This is a genomic window from Nocardiopsis sp. NPDC006832, from assembly GCF_040635885.1.
In the GTDB taxonomy this organism is placed as follows: domain Bacteria; phylum Actinomycetota; class Actinomycetes; order Streptosporangiales; family Streptosporangiaceae; genus Nocardiopsis.
Window position 1 is genome coordinate 12,203 of record NZ_JBEYLC010000007.1, and the last position, 19,263, is coordinate 31,465.

Below are 19,263 nucleotides of genomic sequence, written 5' to 3' on the forward strand. Positions count from 1 at the left end.
CGGTGTTAACGTGAACCTCTCATCGGCCGGTCTCGGAGGTGGAACATGCGCACGATCCTGGTCACCGGAGCCACAGGCGCACTGGGCACCCACGTCACCGAACTGCTACGCCAAGGCCAGGACCACGTACGCACCCTCAGCCGCAACCCCGACCCCACCGACCCCCACGCCCACGCCGTCGACCTACGCCAAGGCACCGGACTCGACCGGGCCCTGGACGGCGTCCACACCCTGCTGCACCTGGCCTCCACCCCCACCGGAGGCGACCTGCGAGCCGCCACCCACCTCATCGGCGCCGCCCGCAAGGCACGCGTGCACCACCTGGTCTACATCTCCATCGTCGGCGTCGACCGCATCCCCCTGGGCTACTACAAGACCAAACACACCGTCGAACAGGCCCTACAGGCAAGCGACCTGGGCGTGACCATCCTGCGCACCACCCAATTCCACACACTCATCAACGACCTGTGCGCACGCATGGCACGCCTGCCCGTCATGCCCTACCCCGACGTGGACGTCCAACCCGTCGACCCCACCGAAGTGGCCCTACGCCTGGCCCGCCTGGCCCGAGAGGAACCCGCCGGACGCGTCGACGACATGGGCGGACCCCAAATCGAATTCTTCGCCGACCTGGCCCAGACCTACCTGCGCGCCCACCGACTGAACAAACCCCGCCTGCCGCTACGCGCCCCGGGCCGCATCTTCGCCGCCTTCCGCGCCGGCGACCACCTGAGCCCCGAACACGTCGTGGGCCGCACCACCTTCACCCAATACCTGCACGACACCACCCACCACTGAACATCCCGCACACGAAAGTGGGGCGAGTGGCCCCCGCACACCCGCCCCACCCCCGGTGGATGTCAACGACTCAACCGGCGATAACGCGCCACCGACAACGGCACGAACACCGCCAACAACACCAACGGCCACACCAACGCCATCAAAACCGCGTTCTGCGCCACCCACCCCTGACCGGCCACCACGGTGTTGCCGAATAACTCCCGACACGCCAACACCGTCGCCGACAACGGATTCCACTCCGCCACCGGAGCCACCCACACCGGCACCATCTCCGCGGGCACGAACGTCTCCGCCACCATCGCCAACGGGAACACCAACGAGAAGAACTTCATCGCCGACTCGGGGCTGCGCACCATCAACCCCAACCAGATCCCGACCCAGGTGAAGGCCAACCGCAACAGCAACAACAACCCCAACGCCGCCAGCGCCGCCCCCACACCCAGGTGCCAACGCCACCCGATCAACAACCCCATCCCCACCAGGACTGTCAGATCCATCAACGCCGACACCACATCGGCCATCGACCGGCCCACCAACAACGCCGAGGGCGCCATCGGCAACGTCCGAAACCGGTCCACCACCCCCCGCCCCACATCGGAGACCACCGCGATCGTGGTGTTACCGATCCCGAACGCCATCGTCAACGCGAACAACCCCGGCATGAGGAAATCCCGGTACTCATCACCGCCCACCCCCATGGCGGCGCCCATCGCCTCACCGAAGACGAACCCGAACAGCAACACCGCCAACACCGGGATCATCAACGTGCCCACGAGCTCATCGGGTTTGCGCACCAGGTGCGCCAGATAACGGCGGGCCACCACCACCGAGTCGGCCACCGCCCACCCCAGACGTCGCGACCACACCCCCACCCCACGAACCGGTTCCGGAGCCCACTCGACCTCGCTCACCACGAACCCCTCCCGGCCCCATCACCCGGACCATCGCCCTCTTGACCGGTCAAGGCCAAGAACACCTCGTCCAACGTGGGCCTACGCAACGCGATGTCCTCCACGTCCAGCCCCGCCTCGTCCAAGGCCCGAACCACCTTGGTCAACGCGGCACCCCGTCCCGCCAACGGCGCCCGCACACACAACGCGTCCACGTCCACCGACGGTGGCGCACCGGCCATACGCTCCAACACCTGGGCCACCACCCCCAACTCCTGGGCACGACCCACCACGACCTCCACCCGGCCCCCGCCCACACGCTCCTTCAACTCCCCCGGCGTGCCCTGGGCGATCACCCCTCCGGCGTCCATCACCGAGATCCGATCAGCCAACCGGTCGGCCTCCTCCAGGTACTGGGTCGTCAACAGCACCGTGGTGCCACCCGCCACCAACTCACGCACCATCGACCACACCTGACCGCGGCTACGCGGGTCCAACCCCGTGGTCGGCTCATCCAAGAACAGCACCCGCGGATCCAACACCAGCCCCGCCGCCAGATCCAACCGACGACGCATCCCACCCGAGAAAGTGCGCACCGGCCGATCGGCCGCCCCCACCAGATCGAAACGCTCCAACAACTCCTGGGCACGCGAGCGCGAACGCACCCGCCCCAAGTGGTACAAACGCCCGAACATCTCCAGGTTGCGGCGCGCGCTCAACACCTCGTCCACCGCCGCGTACTGGCCAACGAACCCGATCCGCTCACGCACCAACCAGGGGCGGGCCACCACATCGGCCCCCGCCACCCACGCGCGCCCGGAATCGAAGGACAACAAGGTCGCCAACACCCGCACCATGGTGGTCTTACCGGCACCGTTGGGCCCCAACAACCCGTGCACGGTCCCCGCCCCCACCCGCAGGTCCACCCCGTCCAAGGCCACCTTGCCGCCCCGGTAGCCCTTGCGCAGACCCCGCGCCAGGATCGCCGTGTCCGTATCCATCAGGCCACCACCGAACCGGGCACCTCAACGGCCGGCACCGGCTCGCCGCGCCCACCCACCACACTCACCCGCTCATACCGTCCCACCGCGATTCGTGCGATGTTGCGCACCGACTCACTCCCGGACCGGTAATAGGAGCAGTGCCCGGGAATGTCACCGGTGGCGAACACCCGCGCCCCAAAACCCGACCGCAACGGCGAAGGCCCATGCCCCACCCCGCCCACATACCCGCGCGGAAAGAACCGGATCCAATCCTTGGGCCCCAAAGCCGCCCACAGATTCCCCGAAAACCCCAGAGCGTCCCCATCACGCACCCCCAACCCCGGGCTACCCAACACCACGCACTCATCCACCCGGGCCCGCGACAACGCCAGCCCGCACACCACCGCACCGTAACTGTGCCCCACCAACGTCACCCGCGCCGAGGACGGCAAGAACCGGGTCAACCGCACCAGATCACGCGCACCCCGCTCGGCCGGGGAGCGCATCACCGCCTCACCGAACCCCCGCGGAGTCCGATACCCCACCCACACCACCACCGCCACCCGCTCGGTGGGCGCCTGACGACGCATCTCCTCCAGCAGGATCGCCGCGTTCGCCCGCGGCCGCGTCAACCTCGCCTGATCGAAGTAGTTACCCAGGTCGTTGTCGTTACCCGGAACAACCACCGCCACATGATCGGCCTCGGCCGCATCCCCCAACTCCTCCACGATGCGCCCCGGCCCACTCTCATCGAAGGCCAGCACCCGAACACCACGTCGCACACCACGCCCATAACGCAAGGGGCCCTCAACGACACCGCAGGAAGGGGGGTTCACCGCGATCATGACTCTCCTCGACGAGACCGAAAACCTCCGGGTCCTCCCCGGCTCCTCAAACGCTAGATTCGACCGCCGGGAACCACCATGACGTCACCACCCGCTTACACCTCCACCCCCGCCCACCCCCCGAAGTGGTGCCAGCACCACCCCACCGCCCACCACCGGCCAAAACACCGTGCCCCACCACCCGCGCCTCTGCCAGGATGCCCCCATGCCCATCCACACCCTGGCCCAGCGACCCGACCTGACCCCCGCCCTGGAACACCCCCACCTCAACCCCGGACCCCAGGTGATGTTCCACGACCAGGACTCCACCCACCTGTGGCCCCACCTGCCCACCACCTTCGGCGAACACCAACTCGCCCTGGTCGAGAACGGCCAGGTCATCGCCCGAGCCAACAGCGTCCCCCTCGCCTGGCACCACGACGAACACGACCTCCCCCAAGGCGGCTACGCCTGGGCCCTACGACAAGCCTTCGACGACCACGCCCACCAACGCACCCCCACCATCGCCGTGGCCCTGTACATCGCCATCACCCCCACCCACCAGGGCGAAGGCCTCAGCGCCCACATGGCCAACGCCCTACGCGCCAACGCCGCCTCCCACGGCCTCACCGCGCTGGCCGCACCCCTGCGCCCCACCCTCAAACACCACTACCCGCTCATCCCCATGGCCGAGTACGCCACCTGGAAACGCCCCGACGGCACCCACTTCGACCCCTGGATCCGCACCCACCACCGCCTGGGCGCCCACATCCTCCACCCCTGCGAAGAATCCATGCACGTCACCGGCACCCTGCACCAATGGCGACAATGGGCCGGAAAAGACCTCCCCGGCAGCGGAGAACACATCATCGACGGCGCCCTGAGCCCCGTCACCATCGACGTCGAGGCCGACCACGGCCACTACACCGAACCCAACCTGTGGGCCTGGCACCCCCTGGAGCCCACCCCGTGAGCGCGCCCCCACCCACCGGCCTCAACCCCGACGGCACCATCGCCCGCGAAGGCTCCATCACCCACGTCCCACCCGCCTTCGCCCCGCTCATCGAAGCGCTGCGCACCCACCTACCCCACACCTTCGGGCCCCGCCTGCACAGCGCCTACCTGTACGGCGGCATCCCACGCGGCACCGCCACACCCGCGGTCTCGGACCTGGACGCCCTGGCCCTGCTGCGCACCCCACCCACCCACGAGGACCACGCCCGGGCCGGCGCCCTGATGAGGGAGTTGAACGCCACCTTCCCCACCATCGACGGCGGCGACATCCTCCTGGAACACACCGATCAGATCCTGCGTCCCCTGACCGCCCAGGACGGCGGCTTCTTCGTGGCCTGCCTGTGCACACCACTGACCGGCTCCGATCTGGCCCATCACCTGCCCGCCTACCGGCCCACCACCTTGCTGGCCCGCCAGACCAACGGCGACCTGCACCTGGTCCTGCCCCGCTGGCGCCACGCCCTGTCCCAGGCCCGCACCGACACCGACCGAAGCGCCCTGGCCCGCCGCATCGGACGACGTCTGGTGCGCACCGGATTCACCCTCACCATGCCCACCTGGGGTGGCTGGACCAGCGACCTGCGCCTGGCCACCGACGTGTTCACCCATTACCACCCCGAGCAGGCCGACCTCATGCGTTTGGCCCTGCGAACCGCCATCCACCCGGGCCCCGACCCCGCCCCGCTCCACCACCTGCTCGATGACCTGGCCCCCTGGCTGGAAACCACCTACACCGCCACCCACGGTCGCAAGAGCACGCCCTGAACACCACCTGCGACAGGTACCACCCCACGCCCGCACGGGCCCATGTCGCACCCCCGTGCGAAACTGACAACGTGAAACGCCCCGACCTGGACGACCTGGTACGCCTACGCCGCGCCCGCGACCGCATGGACCGCGACTACGCCCAGCCCCTGGACGTACCCGCCCTGGCCCGCCAGGCCCTGATGTCCACCGGCCACTTCTCCCGCAGCTTCCGCGCCGCCTACGGAGAACCCCCCTACAGCCACCTGATGACCCGCCGCATCGAACGCGCCAAAGCGCTCCTGCGCCGCGGCGACATGTCGGTCACCGACGTGTGCTTCGCCGTGGGCTGCACCTCCCTGGGCACCTTCAGCACCCGCTTCACCGAACTGGTCGGTCTCAGCCCCAGCACCTACCGCGCCCAGGACCACGAAAGTGGCGCGCCCATCCCCGCGTGCCTGGCCAAGACCGGCACACGACCGATCAGGAAAAGAGAAGCCCGAACCGGCCCCCACTCCTAGCATCGAGTCCATGAACATCACACTCTCCACCTGCTTCATCGCCGTCGACGACCACGACAAGGCCCTGGCCTTCTACCGCGACGTCCTGGGACTCCAGGTGCGCAACGACGTCTCCTTCGAAGGGATGCGTTGGGTCACGGTCGGCTCTCCCGACCAACCTGACACCAGCATCGTGCTCGAACCACCCCTGGCCGACCCGGGCGCCTCCGAACAGGACCGGCTCGCCCTGGCCGAGCTCTTGGCCAAGGGGTTGCTGCGCGGGGTCATCTTCACCACCGACGACGTCGACGCCACCTTCGAACGCATCAGCTCCGCCGGCGGGGAGGTGCTGCAGGAGCCCATGGACCAGCCCTACGGGGTACGCGACTGTGCCTTCCGCGATCCGGCCGGCAACATGCTCCGCTTCAACCAGGCCGGTTAGCGGCGCCCCGGCTCCACCCCCCGGACACGGGGTGCGCAGCCACCGAACCCGAACCACGTATCAGAAGGTCAAGGGAGTGACGTCCTCATCCGGTGGATGGTGGAGCGTCCTTGATGGTCGCGGGTGGGCGCACGGGCCAGGCGGGCGCGTACTCCACCCCTTGTTCGGGTGGCAGCAACCGGTCGGTGCGCGTGTCCACGCACACCGACCGCACCAACTCGGCCCGCTCCAGGGGGTGGAACCGGCCGGCGTGCACCCACCAACCGCACAGGTGTTTGCGTGGAACGGGTCGCCCGTCGGGCCGAACGTGTCCGATGGCGGTGGTGAAGGTGCGCAGTAGTACCCCCACGCGTTCGTGACCGGACACCGCCCGTCGAAGTTCGGTGATCACGGTGGGGTCCTCGATCACCACGCGTGTGCTCAGGCGCCGCAATACGGTGCTCACCCTGGGGCGGATTCTGAGGGTGAGCAGGTGCAGATCGCCGGGGGCGGGGGCCAAAAGGGGAGCCAGGAAGGCCTGATGGTGGCACATAGGGGCAGTATGCGCCGCCGCGAGGCCTCCGATCGGATTATCCACAGGCCTACTTTTTCGGCCCGAGGAGGGGTCCGGGGCGAGGTTCACCTTTCCCCTCTTTGAAACGTTTGGTTTGTAACGTTACTCAATAACGTTACGCATCTATGGTAACGAAACAGATCTCCGGAAAGCCTCGAATCCTGACCCCCGATAAGTCAATGTTCTAGGAAGTCAGGGCCTCAGGGGCTCTCAGAGTCCACCCGCCACCCCGCAGGGGTCCGCCAACGTTATTCAGCGCAAGGCCCGAAGCAGCGAAAACGCGATGGATACACCCACCGCTGTACCAACTGGGGGCGCCTCACCGAAGCGGGTCACACCCCTCCACGCTCCCGAGGCCAGATCCCCAAGAGCCACCACCCCACTCTCACCACGCCTCCCTGTACTCGCTGGAGTGGCTACGCCCATCCGGGTACACGGCACTGACCGATCAGCCCGGCGGATCGGGGTCGAGACGGGGATCGCGGAGCGTTGGAACAGGAACCCGCGCTAAGCCTTCTCCCACGGGTTCGCACCGTCTGTGGGCATGCCGTTCGAGTTCGGGGGGCGAGGAGGAGCGGCGAAGAAATTCCCGTTAGCGGCCTGACCTGCGCCTCGGTTCGGTGACGGGCCGATTCTGGGCACCTTCAGGGCCATACGTTCTGGCCCATGCCCGGTGAGTTCCTCTCCGGTGAGCAGATCGCCCGCCAGGCCCGCTCCCGCTGGGCCGACATGCCTTGTCGTCCTGATGATGTTCGAGGGGCTGCGAACCGCCCGGCCCGTCACCTCATCGCCTTGCATGACGCGGCCCAGGTCCCCTGACCGGGACCGATGGCAAGATCGCGTGGTAGGCCTGCGTGAGCGGGTACGGGCGGTGGACACCGACGACACCGACCAGGTGCCGGCGTGCGTCGAGGAATGGTCCAAGGTCTGAGGGGCTGGACCTCTTCGGTCCGGCTCGACCCACGAGAGCGGGGGCTCCGAAGATCTTCGGAGCCCCCGGTGGGGAGATCGAGGTCAGTGGCCGCCGGCCAAAGTGCCCGACAGTTCGGTGTGCAGCTTGGCACTGGGCTCGTTCAGGCCGGTGATCTGAACCTGGACGCCGTGACGGCGGAAGTGTTCGCTCACCTGATCCAAGGCCGCCACAGCGGAGGAGTCCCACACGTGGGCGCCGGACAGGTCCACCACGACCTTGGTCAGGCCCTGCTCGGTGTAGTCGAAGCATTCGACCAGCTCGCCGGTGGAGGCGAAGAAGACCTCGCCGCTGACCGTGTAGACGCGGGTGCCGCCCTCGGGGTCCAGGACACTGGTGACTCGGGCCTGGAGGGCGGCTTTGCGAGCGAAGAGAATCATGGAGACGACAACGCCGACGATCACGCCCAGGGCGAGATTGTGGGTGGCCACCACCACGACCACGGTGACGACCATGACCAGGGTCTCGGTCCAAGGCATGCGCCTGAGCGTGGCGGGGGCGATGCTGTGCCAGTCGAAGGTCACCGCCGACACGAAGATCATCACCGCGACCAGGGCGGCCATAGGGATCAGGCCAACGATGTCACCCAGGCCCACGCACAGGATGAGCAGGAACACCCCGGCCAGGAAGGTCGAGATCCGGGTACGGGCACCGGACTTGATGTTGATCATGGTCTGGCCGATCATCGCGCACCCGGCCATGCCGCCGAAGAGCCCGACCAGGATGTTGGCGATGCCCTGGCCTCGGGCCTCGCGGCCGTGGTCGGAGCGGGTCTCGGTCTGGTCGTCGACGACCTTGGCCGTCATCAGCGACTCCATCAGCCCGACCAGCGCCAGGGTCAGAGAATAGGGCGCGATGAGGATCAGCGTGTCCAGGGTGAGGGGGACATCGGGCAGCAACGGCATGGGCAGGGCATCGGGGAGTTGGCCCTCATCGCCCACGGTTCGGGTGGAGATCCCCATGGTGACGGTCGCGACGGTGAGGAGGACGATCGCCACCAAAGGCGCCGGGACGGCCTTGGTCAGGTAGGGAAGGCCGAAGATGACGCCGAGCCCGATGGCGACCATCACGTAGACGGGGACGTCGAAGCCTGCCAGGTAGGGCATCTGGGACAGGAAGATGAGGATGGCCAGGGCGTTGATGAACCCGGTCATCACGCTGGGCGGGACGAACCGCATCAACTTCGCCACACCGGCCAGGCCCAGGGCGATCTGGATGAGACCGGCCAACAGGGTGGCGGCGATGAGATGGTCGACGCCGTACTCGATCGAAAGGGGTGCGACCACCAGGGCCATGGCACCGGTGGCGGCCGAGATCATCGCGGGGCGTCCGCCCAGGAAGGCGATGGAGACGGCCATGATGAAGGAGGCGTACAGGCCCACCCGGGGGTCGACCCCGGCGATGAGCGAGAATGCGATTGCCTCGGGGATCAACGCCAGGGCGACCACCAGTCCGGCCAGGACGTCGATGCGGAGCTGGGCCGCCGAGGGCAGGACGTGGCGGGGTCGGTGTTTTCGGGCAGAAAAGATCAAGGGAACCCATCAGAGTGCAGGCGACCCGGGCAAAGGGTCGCGAAACGTGCAGGTCGAAGCCACTCGGGGGCCGACCCACACGAACTCTACCCTCACGTTAGGGTTGGGATTGCGAGAGGTGGAGTGACGACCATCACCGCCCTCCCCCGAGGCCGTCTCAGATCCGCCCCGTCTCGGAGGCCCGCGCAAGGCGCAAACGCTCGGCGAACTCCTCAGCCATCGCCAGCTCCTTACGAAGGGCCTGGCACCGCGTGGCGATCGACGTCTCGAACTCGTCCAGATCAGCGTCCAACTCGGTGCGTTCCCGCACCGTGGTCTCCGGTTCGGCCAACAAGTCCAAAGTGGCGAGCAGCCTCTGCATCTCCTCCAAAGGAAAATTGAGCGGCTTCATCCGTTTGATCAGCTGCAACCGGTCCACGTCCTCGGCGGTGTAGAGCCGAAACCCTCCCTGGGAACGCGCCGAGGGCTCGACCAGCCCGACCTCCCCGTAATACCGGATGGTCCGCAGGGACAGCCCTGTACGTTCGGCGACCTCACCGATCTGCATGTGTCCACCGTCGGCCATGACCGCACCCTCCTCGCATCACGCCCCTTGGCGGGGCACCCTGTTGTGCAACGTTAACGCTGCCTTGCCCGCTTTGAGGACGCGAGCTGAGGGGCTGCACAGTAGCGGCGCAGCGCGGCACCCGTGGTCTGGTCAAGCCTCCTGGAAACCCACGGACCGGCCGGCCCGGCACACCCACCGATCGGCTGATCTCGGCCACCGACCCGGGCGCGGCCACCATCAACAACCGGCCGGCCACCGTGGACACCTTCTTCGCCCTACACGGCTCGGGCCGACCCCAAGTGGTGCCCGAGCACCTGGCCCGCCCCGGCCCCCCGAGCCCTGGAGCAACGGGTACTGTCGCGGTTCCTGCACACCGTGGCCCACCACGCCTCGACCCGGGCTCGGGCCCTCTGCCACCTGGCCTACTACACGGGCCCGCGCATCACCGAGATCGTCGCCCTGGACATCGCCGACATCAGACTCTCCACGTGCAAGGGCAGCGTGCGTGTGCGCGGCAAAGAGCGACTGTCCACCACGGCCGGCTCTCGCGCATCGGCCAACGGAACACGGTGATCAGGTGGCCCCTCGGCGAAGGCCGATGTTCGAGGCCGTCCCTACGTCAGACCCGCCCCAAGGGCACGTGCGCCCCCTCCGGTTCGCGCACCCCCACCTTCATCCCGGGCTCGACGACGCCCCCCTCCAGCACCACACCCATCACCCCGGCCCGAAGCACCAGCACACCCTGCTCGTCCCGGTACACCATCTGTTTGAGCAGCCCCGGACTGAACCCGTCGATCTGCGCGCACGGGTTGCGCAACCCGGTGATCCGCACCCGTGCCGTTCCGAACCCGAGCACGGTTCCCCGGGACAGTCCCAACAGGTCGATCCCCCGGGTGGTGATGTTCTCGCCCATCTGCCCGGGCGCGACCTCGAACCCGGCCAGGGCGACCTCCTCCAGGAGTTCGGCGTGGATCAGGTGCACCTGGCGCAGGTTGGGGCGGGTGGGGTCGACCGCCACCCGCGATCGGTGCTTGACGGTCCTGCCCAGGTGCGCGTCGCCCTGCACCCCCAACCCGGCCAGAAGACGGATCCGTGCCCGGAGGGGTTTACCGAAGGTGTGCTCGGGGCTGCTACCGACCGACTCCACGACGGGGGCCATGGCCACCCTCCTCTACCACGTGTTCCAACGGGCCCCTCAGCCTAGACACCCCGGAACGGACGACCGGAGATCGCCCCCTGCCCGACCCGGCCGGGTCGACTCACGGCGCTCACACGGGAAAGCGCCCATCGTTGAATTCCGCGGCACTCCTTCTCAACCCCCGGGGAACCACCAGGAGCGAGCCGGATCACCCGCGTCCTTGAGCATCCGGGTTCTCAGTCGATGGCGAGAACGAAGGACGCGGCAGGCATCGCCGCCCCACGACCATCGAGATCACGCGGAGCCGATCCGGGGCCCGATTCGCGACCGGTTGTGACAGCCCGCCCTCTTGAGTCCCCGACCTTGGGCAACCCTCGAAAGCCCTGTGACCTGCCCTGATGTCCTCGGGTCGCACGCGCCACCCATGTCATTGGCACATCGGGGGGGCGCTCTCCACCACCACCGAGCCCAAGGGGTGGACCACCACGACCCCTCGGGGTTTGCATCTCAAGTGGCTTGAGAGTGCACGGTTACCCCCATGGACAACCAGCAGTCGTACCCCATCGGAGACGCCGCCCGCCGCAGCGGCCTGAGCGTCAGCGCCGTGCGCTTCTACGCCGACGCCGGAATCGTGGAGCCCACACACCTGTCCCAGGCGGGCCACCGCATGTACGACATCGACACCATCGCCCGCCTGGAACTGGTGCGCACCCTGCGCGAGTTGGACACCGAACTGAACGAGATCCGCCGCCTGCTCGAAGGTAGCACGACCCTGCACGATCTGCTCACCACCCACCTGGCCATCGTCGAACGCCAAGAACGCACCCTGCGGGCCAGGAGGGCGGTGCTGCGCACCCTGATCAAGCAGGGCGCCACGACCACGCAGGCCGACCTGATGCACAAACTCGTCTCGATGACCGACGAGGAACGCGAACAGACCATCGACGACTTCTGGGACGAGGTCGGCGAAGGCCTCGACGTCCCCGACGGCTTCGTCGACCGTCTGCGCACGATGCGCCCACTCCTGCCCGCCGACCCCACCGCCACCCAGCTACAGGCGTGGATCGAACTGGCCGACCTGGTCAAGGACCCGGCGTTTCGCGACGAGGTCCGCACCTACCTGCACCAGACCTACTCCACGGACGTGGGCAGGAACATCGCGAGCCCGCCCTTCCAGGAATTCGTGTACGAGAGCGGGGCCGGGCTCTTCGAGGAGGTCCTGGCCGCACACCGCGCCGGTGAGTCTCCTCGCTCCCCTTGGACGCAAAAGGCCATCACCCGCTTCTTGGCGGCGGTCGCCGAGGTGTCCAACACCCCACTCACCCATCAAGTCCGCGACCGGTTGGCCGACGCCTACCGGCACATCCCCGATATCAAGCGCCAGATCGCCGAGGAGGACGCCCACTCCCAAGGCCCCGTCTACGACCAGACCCACGGTCGATACCTGTCCCTGGTGGCGGTGATCAATGGGTCCGCTCCCGAGGAGGACACAGGGCCCTACGACTGGATCGCCGAAGCCATGCGCGCCCCGACCGACGACGACTGAGCAGCCCACCCACACGCCCGGCGGCGGCACAGGTCGGCCACCGCCGCAGGGCCACTGGCCACGACACAGTGAGCGGACCACGCCCCCATCCATCGCAGGGCCCGACACGACCGTAGATGAGGCGCCGGCACCCACCCCCAACGCTTCCACCGGGTCGAGCCGGAACCGGCGAGCGAACAGGTTGCGCCTCAAGCGGCTTCAACCGCCACAGTGGGCTCCATGGACGACAAAGAACTACACACCATCACCGACGCCGCCCGCCGCAGCGGCCTCAGCGTCAGCGCCGTGCGTTTCTACTCCAACGAAGGACTCATCCCACCTGAGGGCCACAACAGCGCGGGCCATCGCATGTACACCATCGACGCCATCGCCCGCCTGGAACTGGTGCGCACCCTGCGTGAGTTGGACACCGACCTGCAGCAGATCCGTCGCCTCCTGGAAGGCGAAACCACCCTGCACGATCTGCTCACCACCCACCTGGCCATCGTCGAGAACCAGGAACGCACCTTCCGGGCCAGGCGAGCCGTCCTGAGCACCCTCATCGAGCAGGGGGGCACCACGGCCCGAGCCGACCTGATGCACAAGCTCCTTTCCATGACCGACGAGGAACGCGAACAGACCATCGACGACTTCTGGAACGAGATCGCACGCGGTCTGGACGTACCCGAGGGGTTCCTCGACCGGTTGCGAGAACTACGCCCCCGGCTACCCGACGAACCCACCCTGGACCAGCTCCAGGCCTGGATCGAACTGGGCGACCTGGTGGGCAACCCGTTGTTTTGCGAGGAGGTCCGCACCGGCCTGCACCTGGACCACGGCCTCAACGAGACCGGACGCAAAATCGCCGCCCCACCCATCCAGGAACTCATACACGAGGTCGGCCCTCCCATCTTCAAGAAGGTTCTGGACCTGTACCACGCGGGCCAGGACCCCCGGTCCGCGAACGTGCAACAGGTCATCGACCACATGCTGGAAGTGATCTGCGAGTACACCGACCAGCGCCCCGGCCCGCAGCTACGCGATCGCATGGCCGAAAGCTACCGGCAACTCTCGGACCTGATCCGCCAGGACCAAGAGCAGGACTCCACCTCCCAGGACGCGCACCAGGACGCCTTCATCCGCTACCGGGACCTGGTGCAGCGGATCAACGGCCAACAGGACCAGGACGAGATCATCGATGAGCCCGCCCACCTTTTGTGGATGGCCGACGCCATCAGCACCCACTGACCACCCCGAAAAGCCGGCATCATCGACCGGTGCGGCCCCACCCCAAACCGCCGCACACCCGGTTGCGACCCCCCACCCGATTCGAGGTCACCACACGTGAACAACTACGACGACTTCGCCGACGCCTACTCCATCGACAACGAGAACAACCTCACCAACGGCCACTACGAACGCCCGGCCATGATCGACCTCGCGGCGAACGTGCGGGGCAAACACATCCTGGACGCCGGCTGCGGATCCGGGCCCCTGTCCGCGGCCCTACGCGACCAAGGCGCCACCGTGACCGGCTTCGACGCCAGCACCAAGATGATCGAACTGGCCCGCCAACGCCTGGGGCCAGGCACCGAGCTGCACGTGGCCGACCTGGGCGGACCCCTTCCCTTCAACGACGGAGCCTTCGACGACGTGGTCTGTTCCCTGGTCCTGCACTACCTCCAGGACTGGAGCGGTGCCCTGGCCGAACTCCACCGCGTGCTCAAACCGGGCGGGCGTCTGATCGCCTCGGTCAACCACCCCATCATCCACAAGATGATCGCCCCCGAGTCCGACTACTTCGCCATCGCCCAGTGGTCACAAACCCACACCTTCAACGGACGACCCGCCACCCTCACCTACTGGCACCGGCCCCTGCACGCGATGACCGACGCCTTCACCCAGGCCGGTTTTCGCATCACCCGCATCAGCGAACCGCCCTACTCCCCCCACACCCCGGCAGAACTCATCCCCTCGGAGTTGGCGGGACGCACCTCCTTCCTGAGCTTCCTGTTCTTCGTACTGCACAAGGACTGACCCCCAGCGGCGCACGTTCCGTGGCCGGGCCCCGCCCCCGCCGAAAAACCCGTGGCGACCCCCGCCGCCCACCCGACATGCTCCTCCCATGTCGATCGCCAACACCCGCGCCACCGGGTTGCACGAGTCGTCGGGCCTTGGTGTGGTGGGCACCCTGGGCCAGGCCCCCACCCGAGCACGCCGGTGAGCACCCGCCCACAGGCGGACGAACTCGTGCGCGCGGTGGCCGCCCGCCACCGCATCACCCCCGACCGCATCCGATCGCTGCCGGTGGGGGAGGCCAACCACGTCCTGGCCCTGGGCCCCGACCTGGTCCTGCGCGTTCCCCGCCTCCGCGAACACGCCCAGGACCTGGCCAAGGAGGCCGAACTCCTGCCCCTGACCCACACCGCCCGGGTGGGCACCCCGGCCCTGGTCGAACACGCCACCACCCCCGTGCCCTACCTGCTACAGACCCGCTTGCCCGGCACCGACCTGGCCACCACACCCACACCCGCACCCGCTCTGCTGCGGGAGCTGGGCCAAAGAATGGGACGCCTGCACCATCTGCCCACCGCGAACCTTCGCACCCCACCCCGACAGGGCGAATCCACCGATCCGGCCGATCTGCTCCAACACCTGCACCACATCGGCATGCTCGACGCCCACACCACCACCTGGTGCACGAGCCTGCTGCGCCGCCTGAACGACGCCCACCCCCGCCCCGGGACGGTGTTGATCCACGGCGACCTGACCCCCACCAACCTGCTCGCCACCCCCGACGGTGCCCTGTCGGGGATCGTGGACCTGGGGGACGCGGCCTTGGCCGAGGCGGCGGTGGACTTCGCCAAACTCCCACCGCACTGGCTCCCCGAGGTCCTGGCCGGCTACCCGCACCCACCCCGAACAGAACACGCCTGGCGTTCGCGCATCCTTCTCCACCATCTGACCTGGGCCCTGGCCCGCCTGCGCGAACCCCACCCCCGACCGGGCCGGCGCCACTGGAGCGCCCCGCCCACCTCCCGTCTGCTCGCCCTGATGCGGCTGCTGAGCACCCACCCCCACTGGGCCCCCACCTGAGCGGCGTTGTTCAGCGCCACCGCCCCGGTGTGTTCGGGCGCCCGAACGGGCCAGACCGATGGCTGCCGAGGCAACACCCGCCCCCCCAGGCGCCCACCAGCGATGTTCACCCCACCGCCACGGCCCGCCCCGCCACGTTCACCGTGCGTTACGACACTTTGGATAGCGTCGGCGTTCATCCCCCTGCGAGCCCCCGGCAAGGACCATTTCCCTCACCGGGGCCGGGGAGGGCGGGCGCATGTGCGGATGCCACCCACCCCGGCCCCCACCTTGGCGCTCACACCCTCGTGTAGGAGCGGTCCCTGTCCAACAACGCCTGGGCGCGGGCGCACACCGCTTCGGCGTGCTCCAGCGAACCGGACCCACCGACCTCACCGGCGGCCACCGCCAATGCCTCGCGCGCCCGGGCGTGGGCCTCCACCAACCGGTGGCGCGCCCCGACCTCCATCCCCGCCTTCTCGGCGGCCACGCACGCGCGTTCACATTCGGCCAGGGCCCATTCCAGACGCCGGTGCAGCGACCTGTCGCGCACCAGCAGGGGCACCACCACGCCCACCACCGCGCCCAGCACGGTGGCGGCCAACCGCTCACCCACCAGGTCGGAGGCTCCCGCGCCGGGGTGGGCCAACGCCGACAGCGCCAACGTCAACGGGGTCACGCACACGATCGCGTACGCGTAGTTGGTGGTCACCAACAACTCCGCGCCCACCTGGCACAGCACCACCACGGCGATCAGCGTCCACACCGAGGAGGTGTCCACCACCGCGAACAGCACGGCGGCCGCGACCGTACCGGCCACGGTGCCCAACGCTCGTTGCAGGGTGCGGTGCCAGGTGACGGTCACGCTGGTGGCCTGCAACACCGAGGCCGCCGAAACGGTCGCCCAGTAGCCGTGTCCCATGCCCAAGGACCAGGCCAACGCGCCGGCGGCCAGGGAGGCCAGGGCCACGCGCAGCGCCCACAGCATGCGCGGGCGCGGTCCGGGCTCACCGGGCCGCACCAGGCGGATCCGGTCGGCGTGGGCGCTGAAGGTGCGCAGTTCCTCGTCGGTGACCAGCGGGTCCAGGTGGCGGCGGGTGCGCACGCGGCGGGCCAGCTCGCGTAGTTCGGCGGCCCGGCGCCCCTCCAGTACCCGGTCGCCGCCGGTGGCCAGCAGGGTGTGGGCGCGGGCGATCATCACCTCAAGGGTCAGCACGGTGTCGGTGCGCGTGGTGGTGCCCAACAACCGGTGGGCCCGGTGCAGGGCCGCTTCGGCGCCCTGGCCTCGCGCGGGGGTGGGGGCGTGCAGGTGGTCGGCGACCGCGTGCAGGGCTCGGGCCACGACCAGGCGGTGGCCGGCGCGGGGGTGGAAGAACACCCCGACCATGGCCATCACCCAGCACAGGGCGCTGGATGCGGCGATGGTCGCCGTGTTGATGGGCACCCCGGCCAGGGTTTGGGGGGCGTAGGCGGCCACTCCGGCGGCGAAGACGAACATCAGCCCGGCCGGGGCGCCCAGGTTCACGGTGTCGGAGGTGTACTTGGCCGCGGCCGCCACCAGGGCCACCACCACGATGGGCCCCAGCATGGAGGTCGAAAGGGCCGAGGTCAGCGCGCCGGCGCCCACCGCCAGGGTCAGTCCGCCGGCCACCAGGGCCAGGATCGGTGCGCGGCGACGGTAGGTGTCATCGCGCGCGTACAGGGCGGTGAAGCAGCCCATGGCGGCGTAGGGAGCCAGGTCCATGCGTCCGGCCAGGTACAGGGTGGTCAATACCGCCAGCAGACATAGGCCCACTCGGGTGGCGGTGACGACGACGTTGCCGCGTACGCGGCGGGGCGAGAGGGAGCCTTTGGAGTCGAAGAGGGTGCTCGACCGCCCCCAAAAAGAAGAAAAGTAGTTCACAAGTAAATTATTATAGGGTGGATACGATCCCAACGCCACCCAGCGAAAGACACCTCACCTTGAGCGACGCCGTGGCCCGCTTCCAAGAACACTGGGCCCAACTACACCCCGGCACGGACCTGACCGGTATGGAAGCCATCGGCCGCGTCCGCCGCCTGGCCGCCCTGGCCAACAACCGCACCGACGACGCCCTCACCGACACCGGCGTCTCCCGACCCGAATTCGAGATCCTGGCCGCCCTACGCCGCTCCCCCGGCGGCCTACGCCCACGCCACCTGACCCGCGAGACCATCTCCTCGGGCGCCGCCACCACCAAACGCCTCCAACGCCTCGAAGAAGCCGGACTGCTCACCCGCACCCGCATCGAACGCGACCGCCGCGAAACCCTGGTGCGCCTGACCCCCGAAGGCGAAACCCTCGCCGACACCCTCTTCGCCCGCCAACTGGGCATCGACACCGACCTGCTCGCCCCCCTGAGCCAGGACGAGAGCACCCAACTGGCCGCCCTACTGGCCCGTGTGCTCACCCCCATCGACCACACCTGACCCCGACACCGGGACCACACCCACCACCACGGGCTTCTGAGCCACATCACCCCGGCCCACCTGCCTGAGCCTTACCGAGATGAACCAAATAAGCTCAAAAGGGGCAACGACGTTGCGGGGCCCTCCTGAGCCGCTGAGCAGCCACAGCCCCTCCTCGGCCGATCGCGGTTCGATGAACCCGCTGCGGCCCCGTTCGGCTCCCGACCACGGTGTGCGCGTTCATCACCCCTTGGCCGAAGAAGACCTCCGGTGACCTGCATCGAGCGCACGGCCCACCCCCGCCTCACGAAGCCGACCTCCACACGGATACCGCACGGGCCCTTCACCCCACAGAACAATGAGATCGCCTGGACACGCGAACACACCAACAGCCCTCAAGCACTGCCGGCGGTGCCACTCGCGCTGAAGTACCACCAAAAGAGGGCACGCTTCCCCACCAGACGAAGCCGTCGCGTGGGCCGAACCTCTCGCGCCACGCTGGTCCGACATGTCAAGATGACCAGTCATGGGCGCATTGGACGGGAAGACCGCACTGGTGACCGGTGGGTCACGCGGGATCGGGCGGGCCATCGTGCAACGCCTGGCGCGTGACGGAGCAAGCGTGGTGTTCAGCTTCGCCCGCGACGAGGCCGCCGCCGCGGCGCTGGAGGCCGACGTGCCCAAAGCGACCGCGGTGCAGGCCGACCTGGCCGAGCGGACCGCGGCGGTCGCGCTGTACGACGCGGCCGAGCAGCAACTGAACGGGCTGGACATCCTGGTCAACAACGCCGGGTCGAGCACCGTGCCGGCGTCGATCTCGCAAACCAGCGACGCCGACTACGATCAGATCATGGCGGTGAACACCCGCGCGGTGTTCACTCTGATGCGCGAGGCCGGAACCCGGCTGCGCGACAGCGGACGCATCGTGAACATCTCGACGATCAACACTGTGGCGCCCACCGCCGCCACCGGAGTGCACGCGGCCAGCAAGGCCGCCGTCGAACAGTTCGCCGCCGGCGCGGCCCGCGAGCTCGGCGCCCGGGGGATCACCGTCAACAGCGTCTCGCCCGGAGCCACCGACACCGACCTACTGCACGGCAACAACCCCGGAGTCGACGTGGCCGATGTCGTCATCCCCATCACCCCGTTGGGTCGGCTGGGACGACCCGACGACATCGCCGACGTCGTGGCCTTCCTGGTCGGGCCGGACGGGCGATGGATGACCGGGCAGAACCTGCGCGCGGGCGGCGGGCTGGCCTGACCTGGACCGCCCACAAGATAAGCCGGGAGAGGGCAAC

Annotated in this window: 20 protein-coding genes; 12 read left to right on the forward strand and 8 right to left on the reverse strand. The window is 68.5% G+C overall.

Annotated features, from left to right (window positions below):
• Positions 1 to 45 precede the first annotated feature (45 nt).
• Complete coding sequence (locus ABZ717_RS05150) at positions 46 to 798, forward strand: NAD(P)H-binding protein (protein WP_358505857.1); 753 nt, start codon at positions 46 to 48, stop codon at positions 796 to 798.
• A gap of 62 nt (positions 799 to 860) precedes the next feature.
• On the opposite strand, the gene ABZ717_RS05155 is transcribed toward ABZ717_RS05150, so the two are convergent.
• Genes ABZ717_RS05155 through ABZ717_RS05165 form a run of 3 tightly spaced genes read right to left on the reverse strand, consistent with a single transcriptional unit; the run spans position 861 to position 3,519 of the window.
• On the reverse strand, positions 861 to 1,673 hold the full coding sequence (locus ABZ717_RS05155) for an ABC transporter permease (RefSeq protein ID WP_358506210.1): 813 nt from the start codon (positions 1,671 to 1,673) through the stop codon (positions 861 to 863).
• Positions 1,674 to 1,708: 35 nt separating this feature from the next.
• Entirely contained in the window at positions 1,709 to 2,692 is a 984-nt protein-coding gene (locus ABZ717_RS05160) for an ATP-binding cassette domain-containing protein (protein WP_358505860.1), read from the reverse strand.
• The gene (locus ABZ717_RS05165; RefSeq protein WP_358505863.1) at positions 2,692 to 3,519 is read right to left on the reverse strand and encodes an alpha/beta hydrolase; all 828 of its coding nucleotides are present in this window, start codon (positions 3,517 to 3,519) and stop codon (positions 2,692 to 2,694) included. The genes ABZ717_RS05160 and ABZ717_RS05165 overlap by 1 nt, the downstream gene beginning before the upstream one ends.
• A gap of 205 nt (positions 3,520 to 3,724) precedes the next feature.
• Here ABZ717_RS05165 and ABZ717_RS05170 point away from each other — a divergent pair, with 205 nt between their 5' ends.
• The 4 genes from ABZ717_RS05170 to ABZ717_RS05185 all read left to right on the forward strand — a co-directional run bounded on the left by ABZ717_RS05170 (position 3,725) and on the right by ABZ717_RS05185 (position 6,198).
• Entirely contained in the window at positions 3,725 to 4,471 is a 747-nt protein-coding gene (locus ABZ717_RS05170; RefSeq protein WP_358505866.1) for a hypothetical protein, read from the forward strand.
• Positions 4,468 to 5,277, forward strand: a complete 810-nt coding sequence (locus tag ABZ717_RS05175) for a nucleotidyltransferase domain-containing protein (protein ID WP_358505869.1) — start codon at positions 4,468 to 4,470, stop codon at positions 5,275 to 5,277. The genes ABZ717_RS05170 and ABZ717_RS05175 overlap by 4 nt, the downstream gene beginning before the upstream one ends.
• A gap of 125 nt (positions 5,278 to 5,402) precedes the next feature.
• Positions 5,403 to 5,777: a helix-turn-helix transcriptional regulator gene (locus tag ABZ717_RS05180; RefSeq protein WP_358506213.1), complete on the forward strand. Its 375-nt coding sequence runs from the start codon at positions 5,403 to 5,405 to the stop codon at positions 5,775 to 5,777.
• A 10-nt stretch (positions 5,778 to 5,787) separates the two neighbouring features.
• Positions 5,788 to 6,198, forward strand: coding sequence for a VOC family protein (locus ABZ717_RS05185; protein ID WP_358505872.1), 411 nt, complete (start codon positions 5,788 to 5,790; stop codon positions 6,196 to 6,198).
• Positions 6,199 to 6,283: 85 nt separating this feature from the next.
• Here the strand turns inward: ABZ717_RS05185 and ABZ717_RS05190 are convergent, their stop codons facing one another.
• From ABZ717_RS05190 to ABZ717_RS05200, 3 genes are all read right to left on the reverse strand, one after another.
• Positions 6,284 to 6,730 (reverse strand): hypothetical protein, encoded by a 447-nt coding sequence (locus ABZ717_RS05190; protein WP_358505875.1) that lies wholly within the window; start codon positions 6,728 to 6,730, stop codon positions 6,284 to 6,286.
• A gap of 1,035 nt (positions 6,731 to 7,765) precedes the next feature.
• The gene (locus ABZ717_RS05195; protein ID WP_358505878.1) at positions 7,766 to 9,253 is read right to left on the reverse strand and encodes a SulP family inorganic anion transporter; all 1,488 of its coding nucleotides are present in this window, start codon (positions 9,251 to 9,253) and stop codon (positions 7,766 to 7,768) included.
• Positions 9,254 to 9,410: 157 nt separating this feature from the next.
• Positions 9,411 to 9,818, reverse strand: a complete 408-nt coding sequence (locus ABZ717_RS05200) for a MerR family transcriptional regulator (protein ID WP_358505880.1) — start codon at positions 9,816 to 9,818, stop codon at positions 9,411 to 9,413.
• Between the two features lie 357 nt (positions 9,819 to 10,175).
• Here ABZ717_RS05200 and ABZ717_RS05205 point away from each other — a divergent pair, with 357 nt between their 5' ends.
• Entirely contained in the window at positions 10,176 to 10,373 is a 198-nt protein-coding gene (locus tag ABZ717_RS05205) for a tyrosine-type recombinase/integrase (RefSeq protein ID WP_358505883.1), read from the forward strand.
• Positions 10,374 to 10,419: 46 nt separating this feature from the next.
• Here the strand turns inward: ABZ717_RS05205 and ABZ717_RS05210 are convergent, their stop codons facing one another.
• A complete protein-coding gene (locus ABZ717_RS05210) occupies positions 10,420 to 10,959 on the reverse strand; it encodes an MOSC domain-containing protein (protein ID WP_358505886.1) in 540 nt (179 codons plus the stop codon).
• A gap of 517 nt (positions 10,960 to 11,476) precedes the next feature.
• Here ABZ717_RS05210 and ABZ717_RS05215 point away from each other — a divergent pair.
• From ABZ717_RS05215 to ABZ717_RS05230, 4 genes are all read left to right on the forward strand, one after another.
• Positions 11,477 to 12,484 (forward strand): MerR family transcriptional regulator, encoded by a 1,008-nt coding sequence (locus ABZ717_RS05215; protein ID WP_358505889.1) that lies wholly within the window; start codon positions 11,477 to 11,479, stop codon positions 12,482 to 12,484.
• A gap of 219 nt (positions 12,485 to 12,703) precedes the next feature.
• Positions 12,704 to 13,711 carry a MerR family transcriptional regulator gene (locus ABZ717_RS05220; protein WP_358505892.1) on the forward strand — a complete coding sequence of 336 codons (1,008 nt, stop codon included), beginning with the start codon at positions 12,704 to 12,706 and terminating at the stop codon, positions 13,709 to 13,711.
• Between the two features lie 96 nt (positions 13,712 to 13,807).
• Positions 13,808 to 14,500, forward strand: a complete 693-nt coding sequence (locus tag ABZ717_RS05225) for a class I SAM-dependent methyltransferase (RefSeq protein WP_358505895.1) — start codon at positions 13,808 to 13,810, stop codon at positions 14,498 to 14,500.
• A 183-nt stretch (positions 14,501 to 14,683) separates the two neighbouring features.
• The gene (locus tag ABZ717_RS05230) at positions 14,684 to 15,559 is read left to right on the forward strand and encodes an aminoglycoside phosphotransferase family protein (protein WP_358505898.1); all 876 of its coding nucleotides are present in this window, start codon (positions 14,684 to 14,686) and stop codon (positions 15,557 to 15,559) included.
• Between the two features lie 277 nt (positions 15,560 to 15,836).
• On the opposite strand, the gene ABZ717_RS05235 is transcribed toward ABZ717_RS05230, so the two are convergent.
• Positions 15,837 to 17,441 carry an FUSC family protein gene (locus ABZ717_RS05235; protein ID WP_358505901.1) on the reverse strand — a complete coding sequence of 535 codons (1,605 nt, stop codon included), beginning with the start codon at positions 17,439 to 17,441 and terminating at the stop codon, positions 15,837 to 15,839.
• A gap of 59 nt (positions 17,442 to 17,500) precedes the next feature.
• On the opposite strand from ABZ717_RS05235, the gene ABZ717_RS05240 reads away from it, so the two are divergent.
• Positions 17,501 to 17,986, forward strand: coding sequence for a MarR family transcriptional regulator (locus ABZ717_RS05240; protein WP_358505904.1), 486 nt, complete (start codon positions 17,501 to 17,503; stop codon positions 17,984 to 17,986).
• Positions 17,987 to 18,491: 505 nt separating this feature from the next.
• The gene (locus tag ABZ717_RS05245) at positions 18,492 to 19,226 is read left to right on the forward strand and encodes an SDR family oxidoreductase (protein WP_358505906.1); all 735 of its coding nucleotides are present in this window, start codon (positions 18,492 to 18,494) and stop codon (positions 19,224 to 19,226) included.
• Positions 19,227 to 19,263: the final 37 nt, after the last annotated feature.

Excerpts from the sequence above, each read along its gene's own strand:
- ABZ717_RS05190 (WP_358505875.1), bottom strand. The coding sequence starts at position 6,730 with ATGTGCCACCATCAGGCCTTCCTGGCTCCCCTTTTGGCCCCCGCCCCC.
- ABZ717_RS05180 (WP_358506213.1), top strand. The coding sequence starts at position 5,403 with ATGGACCGCGACTACGCCCAGCCCCTGGACGTACCCGCCCTGGCCCGC.
- ABZ717_RS05200 (WP_358505880.1), bottom strand. The coding sequence starts at position 9,818 with ATGGCCGACGGTGGACACATGCAGATCGGTGAGGTCGCCGAACGTACA.
- ABZ717_RS05170 (WP_358505866.1), top strand. The coding sequence starts at position 3,725 with ATGCCCATCCACACCCTGGCCCAGCGACCCGACCTGACCCCCGCCCTG.
- ABZ717_RS05210 (WP_358505886.1), bottom strand. The coding sequence starts at position 10,959 with ATGGCCCCCGTCGTGGAGTCGGTCGGTAGCAGCCCCGAGCACACCTTC.
- ABZ717_RS05245 (WP_358505906.1), top strand. The coding sequence starts at position 18,492 with ATGGGCGCATTGGACGGGAAGACCGCACTGGTGACCGGTGGGTCACGC.
- ABZ717_RS05220 (WP_358505892.1), top strand. The coding sequence starts at position 12,704 with ATGGACGACAAAGAACTACACACCATCACCGACGCCGCCCGCCGCAGC.
- ABZ717_RS05160 (WP_358505860.1), bottom strand. The coding sequence starts at position 2,692 with ATGGATACGGACACGGCGATCCTGGCGCGGGGTCTGCGCAAGGGCTAC.
- ABZ717_RS05215 (WP_358505889.1), top strand. The coding sequence starts at position 11,477 with ATGGACAACCAGCAGTCGTACCCCATCGGAGACGCCGCCCGCCGCAGC.
- ABZ717_RS05165 (WP_358505863.1), bottom strand. The coding sequence starts at position 3,519 with ATGATCGCGGTGAACCCCCCTTCCTGCGGTGTCGTTGAGGGCCCCTTG.
- ABZ717_RS05150 (WP_358505857.1), top strand. The coding sequence starts at position 46 with ATGCGCACGATCCTGGTCACCGGAGCCACAGGCGCACTGGGCACCCAC.
- ABZ717_RS05185 (WP_358505872.1), top strand. The coding sequence starts at position 5,788 with ATGAACATCACACTCTCCACCTGCTTCATCGCCGTCGACGACCACGAC.